At 57.6% G+C, this 15,339-nt stretch carries 15 protein-coding genes and 1 pseudogene; 4 read left to right on the top strand and 12 right to left on the bottom strand.

The features are described from left to right. Positions 1–67 precede the first annotated feature (67 nt). The 9 genes from hpaA to ACUTSU_RS11310 form a co-directional block, all read right to left on the bottom strand. Positions 68–976, bottom strand: a complete 909-nt coding sequence (hpaA, locus tag ACUTSU_RS11350; protein WP_445651469.1) for a 4-hydroxyphenylacetate catabolism regulatory protein HpaA — start codon at positions 974–976, stop codon at positions 68–70. A 141-nt stretch (positions 977–1,117) separates the two neighbouring features. Then, a complete protein-coding gene (hpaX, locus tag ACUTSU_RS11345) occupies positions 1,118–2,488 on the bottom strand; it encodes a 4-hydroxyphenylacetate permease (RefSeq protein WP_445651278.1) in 1,371 nt (456 codons plus the stop codon). Positions 2,489–2,518: 30 nt separating this feature from the next. Beyond that, positions 2,519–3,313: a 4-hydroxy-2-oxoheptanedioate aldolase gene (hpaI, locus tag ACUTSU_RS11340; RefSeq protein ID WP_445651277.1), complete on the bottom strand. Its 795-nt coding sequence runs from the start codon at positions 3,311–3,313 to the stop codon at positions 2,519–2,521. 10 nt (positions 3,314–3,323) lie between these two features. Then, positions 3,324–4,127, bottom strand: a complete 804-nt coding sequence (gene hpaH / locus ACUTSU_RS11335) for a 2-oxo-hept-4-ene-1,7-dioate hydratase (RefSeq protein ID WP_445651276.1) — start codon at positions 4,125–4,127, stop codon at positions 3,324–3,326. Positions 4,128–4,137: 10 nt separating this feature from the next. After that, positions 4,138–4,524: a 5-carboxymethyl-2-hydroxymuconate Delta-isomerase gene (locus ACUTSU_RS11330; RefSeq protein ID WP_445651275.1), complete on the bottom strand. Its 387-nt coding sequence runs from the start codon at positions 4,522–4,524 to the stop codon at positions 4,138–4,140. Positions 4,525–4,533: 9 nt separating this feature from the next. After that, complete coding sequence (hpaD, locus tag ACUTSU_RS11325) at positions 4,534–5,391, bottom strand: 3,4-dihydroxyphenylacetate 2,3-dioxygenase (protein WP_445651274.1); 858 nt, start codon at positions 5,389–5,391, stop codon at positions 4,534–4,536. Between the two features lie 357 nt (positions 5,392–5,748). Next, the gene (hpaE, locus tag ACUTSU_RS11320; protein ID WP_445654185.1) at positions 5,749–7,203 is read right to left on the bottom strand and encodes a 5-carboxymethyl-2-hydroxymuconate semialdehyde dehydrogenase; all 1,455 of its coding nucleotides are present in this window, start codon (positions 7,201–7,203) and stop codon (positions 5,749–5,751) included. Further along, positions 7,200–7,964, bottom strand: a complete 765-nt coding sequence (locus ACUTSU_RS11315) for a fumarylacetoacetate hydrolase family protein (protein ID WP_445651272.1) — start codon at positions 7,962–7,964, stop codon at positions 7,200–7,202. Before ACUTSU_RS11315 ends, hpaE begins: the two co-directional genes overlap by 4 nt. Continuing rightward, positions 7,961–8,593, bottom strand: a complete 633-nt coding sequence (locus ACUTSU_RS11310; protein ID WP_445651271.1) for a fumarylacetoacetate hydrolase family protein — start codon at positions 8,591–8,593, stop codon at positions 7,961–7,963. The genes ACUTSU_RS11315 and ACUTSU_RS11310 overlap by 4 nt, the downstream gene beginning before the upstream one ends. A gap of 359 nt (positions 8,594–8,952) precedes the next feature. On the opposite strand from ACUTSU_RS11310, the gene hpaR reads away from it, so the two are divergent. Then, positions 8,953–9,408 (top strand): homoprotocatechuate degradation operon regulator HpaR, encoded by a 456-nt coding sequence (gene hpaR / locus ACUTSU_RS11305; protein WP_445651270.1) that lies wholly within the window; start codon positions 8,953–8,955, stop codon positions 9,406–9,408. 118 nt (positions 9,409–9,526) lie between these two features. Here the strand turns inward: hpaR and ACUTSU_RS11300 are convergent. Beyond that, positions 9,527–9,673 (bottom strand): annotated as a pseudogene (locus ACUTSU_RS11300) (FAD-dependent oxidoreductase); the annotation flags it as partial. A 70-nt stretch (positions 9,674–9,743) separates the two neighbouring features. Continuing rightward, positions 9,744–9,878: a hypothetical protein gene (locus ACUTSU_RS11295; RefSeq protein WP_445651472.1), complete on the bottom strand. Its 135-nt coding sequence runs from the start codon at positions 9,876–9,878 to the stop codon at positions 9,744–9,746. 266 nt (positions 9,879–10,144) lie between these two features. Here ACUTSU_RS11295 and ACUTSU_RS11290 point away from each other — a divergent pair, with 266 nt between their 5' ends. After that, a complete protein-coding gene (locus ACUTSU_RS11290) occupies positions 10,145–11,272 on the top strand; it encodes an iron-containing alcohol dehydrogenase (RefSeq protein WP_445651269.1) in 1,128 nt (375 codons plus the stop codon). A 134-nt stretch (positions 11,273–11,406) separates the two neighbouring features. Here ACUTSU_RS11290 and ACUTSU_RS11285 read toward each other — a convergent pair whose 3' ends face one another. After that, positions 11,407–12,336, bottom strand: coding sequence for a LysR family transcriptional regulator (locus ACUTSU_RS11285; protein ID WP_445651268.1), 930 nt, complete (start codon positions 12,334–12,336; stop codon positions 11,407–11,409). Positions 12,337–12,471: 135 nt separating this feature from the next. Here ACUTSU_RS11285 and ACUTSU_RS11280 point away from each other — a divergent pair, with 135 nt between their 5' ends. Both ACUTSU_RS11280 and ACUTSU_RS11275 read left to right on the top strand, forming a co-directional pair. Next, complete coding sequence (locus tag ACUTSU_RS11280) at positions 12,472–13,812, top strand: aspartate aminotransferase family protein (RefSeq protein WP_445651267.1); 1,341 nt, start codon at positions 12,472–12,474, stop codon at positions 13,810–13,812. Between the two features lie 15 nt (positions 13,813–13,827). Beyond that, complete coding sequence (locus ACUTSU_RS11275; protein ID WP_445654184.1) at positions 13,828–15,336, top strand: CoA-acylating methylmalonate-semialdehyde dehydrogenase; 1,509 nt, start codon at positions 13,828–13,830, stop codon at positions 15,334–15,336. The last annotated feature ends 3 nt before the right edge of the window (positions 15,337–15,339 follow it).

Below are 15,339 nucleotides of genomic sequence, written 5' to 3'. Positions count from 1 at the left end.
CTTTTGCGGCAATCGCCGGTACTTTTCAGGCAAGCTTAGCCACTATCGCTGCAAACTGTGATCCAGCTTACGAAAGGGGATGTTGTGCGGCGCGGTAGCTCGAGGGGGAACAACCTTCCAGCCGATTGAAAAAACGGGCGAAATAAGCCGGATCCTTAAAACCCAGGCTATAAGCGGTTTCATGCACCGTGCAGGCGCTAAACAGCAGCATGCGTTTGGCTTCACGCAACAAGCGATCGAATATCAGTCGTTTGGGAGGCTGATTGGCGAAACGCCGACACAGGTCATTGAGCCGTGACTCGGTGACGCCCAGCGCCTGGGCATAGTCCGGCACCGGCAGGTGATCGCGGAAACGTTCGTCCACCATCTTGTTGAAACGCTGGAATAATTTCAGCTCACCACGTACTCCACTGGCGGCAGAGTCTTCCAGCGATGCATTGCGTAACAGCAGGGTGAACACCGCCTGCGCCAGCAGCGCCAGCGTTTGTTCGCGACCGGCCAGGCGCTGGCTGAATTCGCGGCGGACCAGCGCCCAGTAATGGCTGAGCGCCGTCAGCTCTTGCGGTGCATCGGCCATCGATAGGCAAATACCCGGCATGTCCAGCGCCAGGTTGCTGCCAGGGTACAGCCGTTCCAGCAGCGGCCAGATCAACTCCTGACGCACTGTCAGCACGTGGCCGTCACTGTCCGGCTCGGTGAAAAACGCATGCGGCACCGAGGGCGGCGTGAGGATAAACAATGGTGCCTGCACCGAATAGTGCTGGCTGTCCAGTTGCAGCTCAATCTTGCCGGTCTCCAGAAAATGCACCTGGAAGTAACGATCGTGCCAGTGCACCTGCATATCGCGACCAAAAAAGGCCGCAAGCCCGGCAAAGGTTTCGTAATGCACTTCATCGGTGGCATAACGCGCATCGTACTCTTTGCAGATATCGATATTGGCGATAAAACCGGTACTTTTCTGCACATCATCCTCCATCAGCGATGAGATCAGTGATAAGCCTTTATTAGGCGTCATTGTCGCAGACAGCTTGGCCATGGACAGCGCACAGGAACCCGAGCGTACACGCAGTACGTAAGGGTTCCGAGCACTGCCCTAGGCCAAAATGGCAAGTAAAGCTTATGGCGTGGCCCGTGGACGCGAGCCTTGCATCGGAATACGCCAGACGATCAGCGCCCCCACTATCAACAGCGCCGCAACGAAATACAGCCCGGAGTTAAAGCTGCCGGTCAGATCCTTGAACCAGCCAATCAATAGCGGGCTGACCGCCGATCCTATATTGCCGGTGGCGTTGATCACTGCGATCCCGATCGCCCGCGCCTCCAGGCTGATCGACTGATCCGGCGTAGTCCAGAAGATGGCCATAGCGGTGAACGACCCCACTGACGCCATGACGATCCCCAGCAGTTGGATCATGCTGTGATCGGTCGCTGAGGCCAGCAGCCAACCGGCGGCAGCAAACAGATACGGCAGGGTGGTGTGGTATTTTCGCTCCTGCAACCGATCCGAGCGTTTGCTCCACCAGATCATCCCGGCGATGGTGCAGATTTGCGGGATCGCCGCCAGAATACCGATCACAATGTTACTGCTGCCCTGGTTGAAGCTCTGCAGGATCTGCGGTGTCCAGATGTTAATGGCGCTCAGGGTATTGGTCAGGCAGAAATAGGCCAGCGTGTACATCAGCACGATCGGCGTGAAAATTTCCCGCCACAGGTTGCGCTGCTGCATCGCCCGATGACTGCCTGGCCCATTGGGCTGCACCAGTTGCAGCTTGTCGGCGTCCATCATGGCTTTCAGACTGGTTTTTTCTTCGTCGGTCAGCCATTTGGCCTTGGCCGGGGTATCGTCCAGGTAGAACCATACCGCCACCCCCAACAGTACCGACGGAATACCCTCTACCAGGAACAGCCATTGCCAGCCCTTAAGGTTCATCAGCCCGTCCAGTGCCAGAATATAGCCGGACACCAGCGAGCCGATCGCCATCGTCACCGGCATGGCGATCATAAACAGCGCGTTGGCCCTGGCGCGGTAAAACGCTGGGAACCAATAGGTGAGATACACCAGAATACCCGGCAGGAAGCCGGCCTCGGTAATGCCGACGATCATCCGCAGCACATACAGACTGGTTGGCCCGGTGGCAAACAGAGTGCAGGTTGAGGCGATGCCCCACAGCACCATGATGGTGGCGATCCAGCGCCGCGCCCCGACGATCCCCAGCATGATATTGCTCGGGATACCGAAAATTACATAGGTGACGTAGAACAGGGTCGCTGCCAGACCGAACATGGTCGAACTGAGACCGAGATCCTTGCCCATCGTTAGCCCGGCGAAACCGATATTGATGCGGTCGAGGAAAGAGAAAACAAACAGCACAAACAGGAAAATAATCAGTCGCCGAAATAACTTTTTAATCACCGATTGTTCGGTGGCGGTTAACGCTTTATGTTGCTGCGCCGGGTTGACCGGCGGCAGCGAATCGACGTTGCTCATGGTGTCTCCAGTGAGGTTGCGTCCGGCAACCTAATAAACGCTTGGGGATTGCACGGGTGGCCGCTCCTGCTTAAAACGACCGGCCAGGGACTCCGCCGCCCGCGCCAACAGGGTGGTATCCACCCCTACCGCGACAAACAGCGCGCCTGACGCCAGATAATGCTGCGCCAGCTCAGGATTGGCGGTCAGAATGCCCGGCGCCTTGCCGGCAGCGCTGATGCGCGCAATGGCATCGTCGATGGTGCGTTGCACCTCCGGCTGTTGGGGATTACCGGCATAACCCATATCGGCACTGAGATCTGCCGGGCCGATAAACACCCCGTCGACCCCTTCCACCTGCAGGATCTCGTCCAGGTTTTTCACCGCCTCACGAGTTTCAATCTGCACCAATACGCACATCTGTGCGTCGGCCTGTTGCAGATAATCCGGCACCCGGTTCCAGCGTGACGCACGCGCTAGCGCACTGCCGACTCCGCGTATCCCATGTGGCGGATAACGGGTGGCACGCACCGCTTCACGCGCCTGTTCAGCGTTTTGAATCATGGGGATCAGCAGCGTCTGGGCACCGACGTCCAACAGTTGCTTGATCAGTACCGCGTCGTTCCACGCCGGGCGTACCACCGGTTGGCTCGGATAAGGCGCGATCGCCTGCAACTGGCCCAGCACCGTTTGTACGTTGTTGGGCGCGTGCTCGCCGTCGATCAGCAACCAGTCAAAGCCGGAGCCGGCCAACAGTTCGGCACTGTAACTACTGCACAGCCCCAACCACAGGCCGATCTGCGGGCGTTTTTCCTGCAGAGCCTGCTTGAACGCGTTGATTAACATTGATTTTCTCCTAAACAAACCGGCAGCTAATGCAGCCCATCGGGCCGTAATCGGCATGGAAGGTATCACCGCGTCGTGCAGCCACCGGTCGGGTAAAGGAGCCGCCGAGGATCACCTGTCCGGCTTCCAGCTCCACGTCATACGGGAACAGCTTGTTGGCCAACCAGGCCACACCATTGGCCGGATGGTTCAACACCGCCGCCGCCACGCCGGATTCTTCTATCACCCCGTTGCGGTACAACAACGCACTGATCCAACGCAGATCCAACGCATCCGGTTTAATCGGCCGCCCCCCCATCACCACACCGGCATTGGCGGCGTTATCGGAGATAGTGTCGAACACCTTGCGCGGGCGCTGAGTTTCCGGATCGACGTTATGGCTGCGCGCATCGATGATCTCCAGCGCCGGGATGATGTAATCAGTCGCGTTATAAACGTCGAACAACGTGCAATTAGGTCCGCGCAGCGGTTTGGCCAATACAAATGCCAGTTCAACCTCGACGCGTGGCACGATAAAGCGATCGATCGGAATATCGCTGCCGTCGTTGAAAAACATGTCATCCAGCAGCGCGCCAAAATCCGGTTCGGTGATTTGCGAACTGACCTGCATAGCACGTGACGTCAGGCCGATTTTATGGCCCTTAAGCATGCGGCCCTCGGCGATTTTCAGCGCCACCCACTGCCGCTGAATGGCATAAGCGTCTTCGATGGTGATCTCGGGGTGATCCAGTGACAACGCACGGATCTGCTCGCGGTTCTGTTCCGCCTGATGCAAACGCTGCACCGCACGGCTCACCAACTCTTTATTCAACATGGACGGCCCCTTACTCTTTCCGAAATAGCGCGTGGACATTGTTTTGCTTGTAGTTCAGCACCGGATGCAGCTCTTCCATGGCGAACGACAGCGCCAGAAAGCGGTTGGCCATCAGTTCGGCGAAGTGCTCGGTGATCAGGGTGAACAGCATCGCCCCCACCTGCTCACGGCTTTCCTGACTGCGGCCGTGGCCGATCTTCAATGTCATATGCACGAAAGCGTAGTCCCGCTGGCCGTCGGCCATCTGCCAGGTATCGAGCCAGATGGCACGGCTGCGCACCCCGGCCAGTGGGAAAAGACCGGTGTCCGCCAGTGCCTGATTGACCTTGGCGAACAACGCGGGCAAATCCGCCTCGCGGCGAATGTTGTCGGTACATTCAGCGTAAAAATGGGGCATGGAGACTCCTCAGGCTTCGGCCGGCAGCGGGAAAATGGCGTTGACTTGCCCGGTGCCGGAACTGGCAAACAGCGGGGTAACAAACTCCACCTTGCCGTCATAGTTGTCCCAGCCCAGCAGGCCAAGCAGCATCACGGTGTCATGCATGTTGCCCTCGCCGTAGCAGTAGTCGGCGTACTCCGGCAGCATTTCGCAAAACTCGCGAAAGCGCCCTTCTTCCCACAGCTTGACCACCCGTTCATCCATCTGCTGGTCAAACTGGCGGGTGTAACTGTTCATGCCCTCTTCGGCACGCTGGTCGTCGATGAAACGATGTGAAAGTGAACCGCTGGCCAATACCGCCACCGTCCCGTCGTATTTCTCAATCGCGGTTTTGATCGCCTCACCCAGAAGGCGGCTGTCGGCAAAGTCATGCACGGTGCAAAACGCCGAAATCGAGATCACTTTGAAATGCTTGTCGCTGTTCATGTAGCGCATCGGCACCAACGTGCCGTACTCCAGCTTCAGGCTTGGGATCTCATGCGCTTTGGCGCGTACCCCGAGTTTGCAGGCTTCAGCGGCAATCAACTGACCCAGTGCCGGGTTACCTTCGTATTCGTAGGTCATGTCGCGGATAAAGTGCGGCAGTTCATTGCTGGTATACAGCCCTTCGAAATGCGGGCTGCAGTTGATGTGATAGGCGCTGTTCACCAGCCAGTGAGTGTCGAACACAATAATGGTGTCGACGCCCATTTCACGGCAGCGCGCACTGATCTCTTTGTGACCGTCGATCGCCGCCTGGCGGCACCCGTGGTTTTTTCCAGGCATTTCCGACAGATACATCGATGGAACATGCGTAATCTTGGCGGCTAAAGCTAACTTACCCATACAACCTCCTATCCCCTTCATCCTTGAAGCTGCCTCTGTGTAGACTGCGAGCGCTCACCCCAGTCACTGACTTAAGTAAGCTCCTGGGGATTCCCGCTCTGGTCGCCTTGATGCAACTCCAATGATTTTGGCGATATTTTTCAGTTCTAAAATACGGGAACGGTATCAACAGACGTTATTGTCGCAGCCAATTTGCGGGCGGACAGCGCGCAAGAACCGCAGCGTACACGTAGTACGTGAGGATGATTCACTACGTTCACCCTCCGGGCCGCACCATGTGCGTTCAAAGGTTAAAACCTTTGTCTGAGCACTGCCCAACCACAAAGTGGCAAGTAAAATAGCCTGCCTATATCTGTCTCAAACGCCCCAGCGTGGGATCGGGTGATCACCCATGGAAATACACACGTTCTTCATCTCGGCGAACACTTCAAAGCTGTATTCCCCGCCTTCGCGGCCGGTGCCGGAGGATTTCACGCCGCCAAAGGGCTGGCGCAGATCGCGTACGTTTTGGGTGTTGACGAAAACCATGCCCGCTTCAATATTGCGGGCCAGACGCAGTACCTTGCTCACATCCTGCGTCCAGATATACGACGCCAGGCCGTATTCCACGTCGTTGGCCATGCGCAGGCCGTCTTCTTCTGATTTGAACGGCAGCAGGCAGGCCACCGGCCCGAAAATCTCCTCCTGCGCAATGCGCATCCGGTTATCGACATCCGCCAGCACCGTCGGGCGCAGGAAGTTGCCGTGGCTCAGACCGGCCGGTTTATCCGGGCCGCCGGCCAGCAGGGTTGCCCCTTCTTCGATGCCAAGGCGGATATAGCCGGAAACTTTTTCCCAGTGCTGCGGGCTGATCAACGCCCCGACCTGCGTGTTGGGATCCTGTGGATCCCCCACCCGCAGGCGGTTGGCGCGCTCGGCGAAGCGTTTGACGAATTCCGGGTAGATGCTCTCCTGAATAAAGATGCGCGACCCGGCGGTGCAGCGTTCACCGTTGATCGAGAAAATGGTGAACAACGCGGCATCCAGCGCGCGTTCGATGTCGGCATCCTCAAAAATCAGCACCGGCGATTTGCCGCCCAGCTCCATGGAAAACTTCTTCAGCCCGGCGCTTTCAATAATCCGGCGGCCGGTAGCGGTACCGCCGGTAAAGGAAACGGCGCGCACGTCTTTATGGCGCACCAGCGCATCCCCGGCGGTAGAGCCATAACCTTGCACCACGTTGAGCACCCCAGCCGGAATACCGGCTTCCAGCGCCAGTTCGCCCAGACGATCGGCGGTCAGCGGCGACAGCTCGGACATTTTCAGCACCGCAGTATTGCCCAGCGCCAGACAAGGCGCGGTTTTCCAAGTGGCGGTCATGAAAGGCACGTTCCATGGCGACACCAGCGCACACACTCCGACCGGCTGAATCAGCGTGTAGTTGAGCATCTTGTCGTCCACCGGGTAGGTGCGGCCGTTCATCTGCTGACAGATCTCGGCGAAGAACTCAAAGTTGTGCGAGGCACGCGGGATCAGCACGTTTTTGGTTTGGTGGATTGGCAAGCCAGTATCGGCGGTTTCCATCTCGGCGATCTGCGGCACGTTCTCGTCGATCAGTTCGCCCAGGCGACGCATCAGGCGCGCACGCTCTTTCATTGGCGTATTGGCCCATTTCGGGAAAGCCGCCTTGGCGGCAGCCACCGCCTGGTCGATTTCCAGTTGCCCGCCGGATGCCACTTCCGCCAACACCTCACCGTTGGCCGGGTTGGTGGTGGTGAAATAGTCTTTGCTGGCGACGTTCTTGCCGTTGATCCAATGGTTGATGGTTTTCATCTCAGGCTTTCCTCGTAATCTTTTTCACTAATGATGTGGTTAACCAGACAGCCGATGCCCTCGATTTCCACCACCACCTCGTCGCCCGGCTGCACGTCGGCCAGCCCTTTCGGCGTGCCGGTGGCGATCATGTCGCCCGGTTGCAGCGTCATAAATTCACTCAGGTAAGCGATCAGAAAAGGGATATCGAAAATCATGTCGGCGGTGCTGCCACGCTGGCGCAGCTCGCCGTTGACGTAGGTGCTGAGCGCCAGGCGGTGCGGATCGGCAATATCATCGCGATCGACGATGTACGGCCCAATGGGCGTCAGGGTGTCGCGGCTTTTCACCCGCAGGTTTGGGCGGTAGTAATTTTCCAGATAATCGCGGATGGCGTAGTCGTTGCACAGCGTGTAACCGGCCACATAGTCCATGGCGTCTTCGCGGCTGACGTTGCGGGCGGTTTTACCGATCACGACCACCAACTCGGCTTCGTAGTGCATGTATTCCACGCCGGCCGGGCGCACCGACACCTGGCGGTGGCCGGTCAGGGTGTTCGGCGCTTTCAGGAACACCAGCGGCTCTTCCGGCGCCTTGAATTCCAGCTCGCTGGCGTGGTCGGCGTAATTGAGGCCCAGGGCAAACACCGTGCCCTGCGCCGGCGGCAGCCACTCGACGTCCCGCTCCTGCAACACAGTGCCGTCCGGCAGGGTAACGCGCAGCTGGTCATCCACGCGGGCGTTAACGATCTGGCCATAATGGCGAATACGGGCGTGTCTCATGATAATGCTCCTGCCTGCGTCACGCGGTTGGTCAGGGTCGGCAGACCGGCGGCGCGTACCGTCACTTCATCCCCAGGTTTGATCTCCACCCGTTGGTGCGGCGTGCCGATCAGTACCGCGTCGCCCGGTTGCAGGGTAATAAAATCGCTGATGGCGGCGATCAGTTCAGGCACCGAGCGCACCAGATCGGCCGTCGACCAGCGATCCCGCTCCACGCCGTTAATTTCGGTGACGATCTCAAGCTTGCCGGTTGCCGACAGCTGGCCGATATCCCCCAGCGGACAAAAACCGTCGCGGCACTTCGCCTTGATCGCCGGGCGGTAAAAGCTGCTTTCCGGCAGGCTGACGTCGTTGGCCAGCGCATAACCGGCCAGATAGTCCGCCACCCGCTCGGCCGGCACCTTGCGGGCGGTGTTGCCGATCACTACCGCCAGCGTAGCGCCGCTCTGCACCTTCTCACCGGCCGGGAACGGGATCGCCCCGCCGTTGGCGAGGTGGGTATTGCGCGGTTTGATAAACCACACCGGGGTCTTGGGCGGGGTTTTATACGGCGGCTGATGAAACGCCTGATCCCAGGCGTCTATCTGGCTGCGGTGATTCAACGCGACGGAAAATACGGTGCCTTTCATGCAAACTCCTTTCAATGACACAACAGGGCAATTCTGTATTCATTAATATATTAATAAATACTTTTATACGCTGTTCAGCTTTTACGCAACGCGGGTGGATTGATTTGTGATCGTGATAACAAAATATTCACACCCCATAAACATTGGTGTGATTATTCAACGAATTAATCATTTTTAGGTGATTTTTACCGCTGCAGATGCGTTTTCGCTTTATCCATCCGGGTAAACTTGGCTACTATTAAGTTATTAATAAAATCAGGATTTACCGATGGGGGTATTGCAGTGTCCGTACGGCCACCTGCTGAGCCACAACAGTAAATGCCAGAATAACGAACACCTTTATAGCCAAGGCCAAATCTATGCATGAGTCCTTAACCATTGCCCTGCTGCAAGCGCGTGAAACCGCCATGGGCTTTTTTCGCCCGATCCTGAAAAGCCATAATCTGACCGAGCAGCAGTGGCGCATCATTCGCGTGTTGGCCAACAGCCGTTCAATTGAGTTCCACGAGTTGGCGGCAGAAACCTGCATTCTGCGCCCCAGCCTGACCGGCATCTTGTCGCGCATGGAGCGCGACAAGCTGATCTTCCGCCTGAAGCCGGTTAACGATCAGCGCAAGCTGTATGTGTCGCTGACCCAGCAGGGCCAGGAACTATATGAAGTGGCCCGCCATCAGGTGGAACAGGGCTACGGTGAGATTGAAGCCGCCTTTTCACAGCAGAAAATGGGCCAACTGATGACCTTGCTGGACGAACTGATCCGGCTTGGCGACCAACTGCCCGCCAATGTGACCGCCCATCCAACTAAAAAGCTTTAGGAGCGCTGCCTGCTGCGCCCGTATAAATCGGGACGAACCTGTTCGTCTCTTACGGATGAGCCTCGGGTAGTCATGCGCCGCTATCCACCACCAGCGTTTAGCCGGCGATATAGGCCGCCGCCAGCTCCAGCGCAGTATTGATGCCGGAGAAGCCACCGCCGATGATCACCACGTCAACGTCCAGATCCTCTTCCATCGTCGGGAAGCGCAGATCGTACTTTTTGGTTGCCGCGTAATAGGTTAAGGATTCGATATCATTATTCACTGCCGCACTCCCGATGACCCAGCTCTGTCATCGGATTATCAGCAAGCGGCCCGGTGGCCACTATGTCCCCTTAGGGACATTCGCAACAAATAATTAACACCCAGGCGCTGCGACGCAGCGGTGTGGCCAGCAGCAGGCTGGGATGGAAGCATGCCGTCGCCACCGCGTCGATCACTGCCGATAATCTTTCGACCTGAATATTCATCTTCGCCTCGCAATTATTAATAAATTAACAATAACTTTATTTCGGCTATGCCTTGGCCTGCTTGTTATAGAAAACACTCAATAGCGCCAAATGCAAAAGCACAATTGTTTACATGTTAAACAAATTACACCTTCGCCCGGTTATTGCCGTCTGGTTCAGAGACGCTGGATTAATATATTAATGGAAGGCCTTTCAGGCAGTGAAAAGCAGTGGTTCAGCCGCAGAGGCTGGATTATGCTGGAGTTTTCGCGCGCCAAGGAGAGACCATGACGACCAGCCTGACGATAGCCAACCGCCATACCTGGTTCGGCCACGGCAGTATCAGCCAACTGATCCCGCTACTGACCGCTGAACCGCAACCGACGCTGCTGTTTAGCTGCCGTTCGTTCCTCAATGGCGCGGTGTACTCTTCTCTGACTGATGCACTAACGCCACTGCTGATTGGCACCGAGATCGTCAGCCACGAGGCCTCACCGCAAGAGATTGACGCCTGGGTGGCACGCTGGCGCGGAAAAGCGCAGCGTGTCGTCGCCATCGGCGGTGGCAGCGTGCTGGATGCCGCCAAGGCGTTCGCTGCCCTGGTGGAGCACCCGCTGCCGACCCTGCGCTATATGGAAAAGATCGGCGACACCAAAATCAGCGGAGCCACGCTGCCGCTGATCGCCATTCCGACCACCGCCGGTACCGGCAGCGAAGTCACCCAGAACGCGGTGATCACCGACACTCAATTGGGCAAGGTGAAAGCCTCGCTGCGCCATAACAACTTTGTGCCGCATACCGCCATTCTGGATCCGCAATTGCTGGAAGGCGCGCCGGACAAGGTGCTGGCCTATTGTGCCATCGACGCCTTCACTCATTTGTTCGAAGCCTACTTGTCCAAAACCGCCAACGCCATGACGCGCGAAATGTCGCTGACCGGCATTCGCCATTTCCTGCTCGCCTGGCCAACACTCAACCGCAGTGCCCAGGCACGCGAGGACATTTTACAGGCCTCCTACCTTGGCGGACTGACGCTGAGCGCCGCAGGTTTGGGGGTGATCCACGGCATTGCCGGCGAGATAGGCGCCTTGCGTGATTATCACCACGGCCAGGTCTGCGGCCGCCTGCTGTTGCCGTTCCTCGAACTGCTGGCGCAAAGCGACCAACCACAGCAACGAGCCCTGATGGCCGAACTTGCCGCCCGCCTGTTCCCCGACCAACAAGACAGCCCTGAGCGCTATTTGATCGACTTTATTACCCGTAACGCCATCGCCAGCTTCTGGCAGGACGATCTGCCGATCACCGCCGACGAACTGGCGGTCACGCTGGCAAAATCCAACAGCAAAAACTCACTGCTCGACTACAGCGCGCCGCAGCGGCAGCTAATGATCGAAGGCGCTTTCCGCGTTGAATGATTATATAATTCGATCAAAGTAATAGCGGGAGATAGGAAATGGGTATTATCAGCTGGATTTTCACCGGTATCGCCATCGGCATCCTGGTCGGCGTGCTAATCAAGATTTTTGGCAAGAAGAAAGAGCAATAAACATTAGGCTGTTCCATGGGTCATCAGCAGGCATTCGTGGAACAGCTTGACGACCCGCTGAGGGCTGGGTGAACGCCGCAGTACGCTGGAATACTCGCAATGGTAACGGAACAACGCCGGTTTGATCGCCCGCATCATATTCTGCGCGACAAAAAACGCCGCATAGTGGTCGGGCAGAAAGCCCACATACTTGCCGGAGAGGATTAAGGTGGCGATAGATTCCTGGGCAAAGCCCGTCGCCTTGCGCTGCAAATGCTGCTGCAGACTCAGTTCCATATTCGGCGAGTGATAGCCCAAGCCGGCAAAGGCATAATTGTGCAACAGATCCCAATTCAGCGCGTCGTGATTAGCGGAAAATAACTCATGTTGCGCGCCGCAATATAAGAACATCCTCTCACTAAATAATGAACTATAAGATAAACTTTCCGCACTGCGGTGCATGGGAATAATGCCAATCTGAAATTGACCGTCAATAACGCCGCGTTCAATGGTATTTATTGGCTCCACATACATTTGCAAAGACACTTCCGGTGCCTGCTCGCTAAATAACGCAATCGCCCGGCCAATATGCGCCTGCGGATTGCTCACGGTATGGTCGAATATCGCCACGTGCAGTTGCCCGCCCAGGCGCTGGTGTACGTCATCCACCCCTCGGCGAAAAGCCTCGGTTGCCGCCAACAGATTGATTGTTTCCTGGTAAATCAGCAGCCCTTCGTCAGTGACCGCAAACCCCTCGCGCCCGCGGCGGCATAGCGTCAACCCCAGCCGCTGCTCCAGATCCTTGATATGTTTGCTGATGGTCGACAGGCTGATATTCAGCTCCAGTTCGGCGGCGCTCATGCCACCACAGTCGACCACCACCTTAAACACCCGCAGCAAGCGCAGATCCATATCCGACAACTGCCCTAAAATCGCACGCTTTTTTACTTGCATAAAACCTTAAGTAAGTTTCGATATTTGATTATTCACATTAGTGAAGAAGCGGCACATAGTCAATTTAAAGCAACAATTCATTAACACGCCAGGTTATTTAATTAACCTCATCGATTCTCCCGCCCGGAGGGAAAAATGGCTGATTTAAATCACCCTGAAAATAAACCCGAACGTGAATGGTTAGACGCTCATTGGATGCCCTTTACCGGCAACCGCAATTTTAAAGCCAACCCACGAATGATAAGCCACGCGGAAGGCGTTTATTATACCAGCCAGGACGGCCGCAAAATTTTTGACGGTTTATCCGGACTCTGGTGCTGCGGCTTGGGTCATGGCCGCACGGAAATTGCCGAGGCGGCCTACCGACAACTTTCCCGGCTGGATTATTCCCCGGCGTTTCAGTTTGGCCATGCATTATCTTTCGAACTGGCCAACAAGATTAAAGCCATGACGCCTGCCGGGCTGGACTATGTGTTTTTCACCGGCTCCGGCTCTGAAGCGGCGGACACCTCGTTAAAAATGGCACGCGCCTACTGGCGGGCCAAAGGTCAGGCAGGCAAAACCTGTTTTATCGGCCGCGAAAAGGGCTACCACGGCGTTAACTTCGGTGGCATTGCGGTAGGGGGTATCGCCGGAAACCGGAAAGCCTTTGGTGCCAGCGCCGAAGCGGATCATCTGCCGCATACCCTGCTGGCAGGTAATGCCTTTTCACGCGGCATGCCCGAACAGGGGGCCGAACTGGCGGAAGAGCTGAACCGGATCATCACGCTGCGCGATGCCTCGACCATCGCTGCGGTGATTATCGAGCCGTTCTCCGGCTCCGCCGGGGTGATTGTGCCACCGGTCGGCTATCTGCAACGCATCCGCGAGATCTGCACTCAACACAATATCCTGCTGATTTTTGACGAAGTGATCACTGCCTTCGGCCGCTGCGGTGCCCTGACCGGTGCCGAAGCCTTCGGCGTCACGCCGGACATCATGAATATCGCCAAACAGGTGACCAACGGCGCGCAGCCTATGGGTGCGGTGGTGGTACGGCCAGAGATTTATCAGGCCTTTATGGCCACCGATGAACCCGAGTACTTGCTTGAGTTCCCACACGGCTACACCTATTCCGCCCATCCGGTCAGCTGCGCCGTGGGACTGGCGACGCTGGATATCATTGAACGCGAACAGATGATTGAGCGAGTGCAGGCACTGGCCCCCTACTTCGAACAGGCGGTGCATGGTTTACAGGGTTGCCGCCACGTCACCGACATTCGCAACTTTGGTCTGGCCGCCGGCATCACGCTGGCGGCACGGCCGGGGGAAGTGGCCCGCAGGCCGTATGAGGTGGCGATGCGCTGCTGGGAAAAAGGATTCTATGTCCGCTACGGCGGCGACACCCTGCAGCTGGCCCCACCGTTTATCAGCAGCGAGGCGCAGATCGATTCGTTGCTCAACGCCCTGGGTGACGCCATCAACGCAACCGAATAATCAGGAGCGAATGCCATGCCTATTGCACATTGGATCAACGGTCAGTCCGCCATCGGCGGCAGCCGCAGCCAGCCGGTATTCGATCCGGCGACCGGGCAGTCACAACTGGAAGTGTTGCTGGCCGACCGGGCCACGGTGGAAAGCGCCATCGATGCTGCCGAGCAGGCCTACCCGGCCTGGCGCGATACCCCGCCGCTGAAGCGAGCCAGGATCATGATCCGCCTGAAAGCATTGCTGGAGCAGCACGCCGACCACATCTGTCAGTTGATTACCGCCGAGCACGGCAAGGTGCTCAGCGACGCCATGGGTGAACTGCAGCGTGGCATCGAAAATATTGAGTACGCCAGCTATGCGCCGGAGCTGCTGAAAGGCGAACACAGCAAGGACGCCGGGCCGGGTATCGACAGCTGGAGCGAATTCCAGCCGCTGGGGGTGGTGGCGGGCATCACGCCGTTTAACTTCCCGGCGATGGTACCGCTGTGGATGTGGCCAATGGCGGTGGTGTGCGGCAATACCTTTGTGCTGAAACCCTCGGAGCGCGTGCCTTCCTCCACGCTGTATATCGCCCAACTGGCGTCAGAGGCCGGGCTACCACCGGGCGTGCTGAATCTGGTCAATGGCGACCGCGAGGCGGTAGAAACCCTGCTGCACGACCCACGCGTTAAAGCGGTGAGTTTTGTCGGATCGACGCCGGTAGCGGAGCATATTTATCACACCGGCTGCGGCCAAAACAAACGGGTGCAGGCCTTGGGCGGGGCAAAAAACCACGCGGTAGTATTGCCGGACGCCGACATCGCCGGGAGCGTCAGCGCGCTGATGGGGGCGGCCTTCGGTTCCTGCGGGCAGCGCTGTATGGCAATCCCGCTGGTAGTGGCCGTGGGCAATGACACCGCCGACGCACTGCTCGCCGGGCTGCAACAGCAAATGCTCAACATGCGAGTGGGCGCAGGCAGCGACAGCCGCAACGACATGGGGCCGCTGGTCACTCACGATCATTATCAGAAGGTGAAAAGCTATATCAGCCAGGGCGTTGAGGAAGGTGCCAGCCTGGTAGTCGACGGCCGCGAGCTACAAGTGCGGGACGACAGCGGGCTGCTCAGTCAGGGGTATTTCCTCGGCCCGACGCTGTTTGACCATGTGCGGCCCGGCATGCGAATTTATCAGGAAGAGATCTTCGGCCCGGTGCTGGGCGTGGTACGGGTCGGCTCGCTGAAAGAAGCGATGGCGCTGATTGATGCCCATGAATACGGCAACGGCACCTGCCTGTTCACCCGCGACGGCGAGGCGGCGCGCTACTTCTCCAGCCATATTCAGGTCGGCATGGTGGGGATTAACGTCGCCCTGCCGGTACCGGTGGCCTACCACTCCTTTGGCGGCTGGAAACGTTCGCTGTTCGGTGACCTGCACGCCTACGGCCCGGATGCGGTGCGCTTTTACACCAAACGCAAAACCATCACCCAGCGCTGGCCATCCTCCAGCGATGCCCAATATGCCAGCTTCAGTTTCCCATCCGGGCAGGATTGAGCC

It is taken from the genome of Serratia sp. NA_13, from assembly GCF_052691735.1.
This window is presented reverse-complemented; position numbering and strand designations above follow the sequence as displayed.

Excerpts from the sequence above, each read along its gene's own strand:
- hpaA (WP_445651469.1), bottom strand. The coding sequence starts at position 976 with ATGGAGGATGATGTGCAGAAAAGTACCGGTTTTATCGCCAATATCGAT.
- hpaX (WP_445651278.1), bottom strand. The coding sequence starts at position 2,488 with ATGAGCAACGTCGATTCGCTGCCGCCGGTCAACCCGGCGCAGCAACAT.
- hpaI (WP_445651277.1), bottom strand. The coding sequence starts at position 3,313 with ATGTTAATCAACGCGTTCAAGCAGGCTCTGCAGGAAAAACGCCCGCAG.
- hpaH (WP_445651276.1), bottom strand. The coding sequence starts at position 4,127 with ATGTTGAATAAAGAGTTGGTGAGCCGTGCGGTGCAGCGTTTGCATCAG.
- ACUTSU_RS11330 (WP_445651275.1), bottom strand. The coding sequence starts at position 4,524 with ATGCCCCATTTTTACGCTGAATGTACCGACAACATTCGCCGCGAGGCG.
- hpaD (WP_445651274.1), bottom strand. The coding sequence starts at position 5,391 with ATGGGTAAGTTAGCTTTAGCCGCCAAGATTACGCATGTTCCATCGATG.
- hpaE (WP_445654185.1), bottom strand. The coding sequence starts at position 7,203 with ATGAAAACCATCAACCATTGGATCAACGGCAAGAACGTCGCCAGCAAA.
- ACUTSU_RS11315 (WP_445651272.1), bottom strand. The coding sequence starts at position 7,964 with ATGAGACACGCCCGTATTCGCCATTATGGCCAGATCGTTAACGCCCGC.
- ACUTSU_RS11310 (WP_445651271.1), bottom strand. The coding sequence starts at position 8,593 with ATGAAAGGCACCGTATTTTCCGTCGCGTTGAATCACCGCAGCCAGATA.
- hpaR (WP_445651270.1), top strand. The coding sequence starts at position 8,953 with ATGCATGAGTCCTTAACCATTGCCCTGCTGCAAGCGCGTGAAACCGCC.
- ACUTSU_RS11295 (WP_445651472.1), bottom strand. The coding sequence starts at position 9,878 with ATGAATATTCAGGTCGAAAGATTATCGGCAGTGATCGACGCGGTGGCG.
- ACUTSU_RS11290 (WP_445651269.1), top strand. The coding sequence starts at position 10,145 with ATGACGACCAGCCTGACGATAGCCAACCGCCATACCTGGTTCGGCCAC.
- ACUTSU_RS11285 (WP_445651268.1), bottom strand. The coding sequence starts at position 12,336 with ATGCAAGTAAAAAAGCGTGCGATTTTAGGGCAGTTGTCGGATATGGAT.
- ACUTSU_RS11280 (WP_445651267.1), top strand. The coding sequence starts at position 12,472 with ATGGCTGATTTAAATCACCCTGAAAATAAACCCGAACGTGAATGGTTA.
- ACUTSU_RS11275 (WP_445654184.1), top strand. The coding sequence starts at position 13,828 with ATGCCTATTGCACATTGGATCAACGGTCAGTCCGCCATCGGCGGCAGC.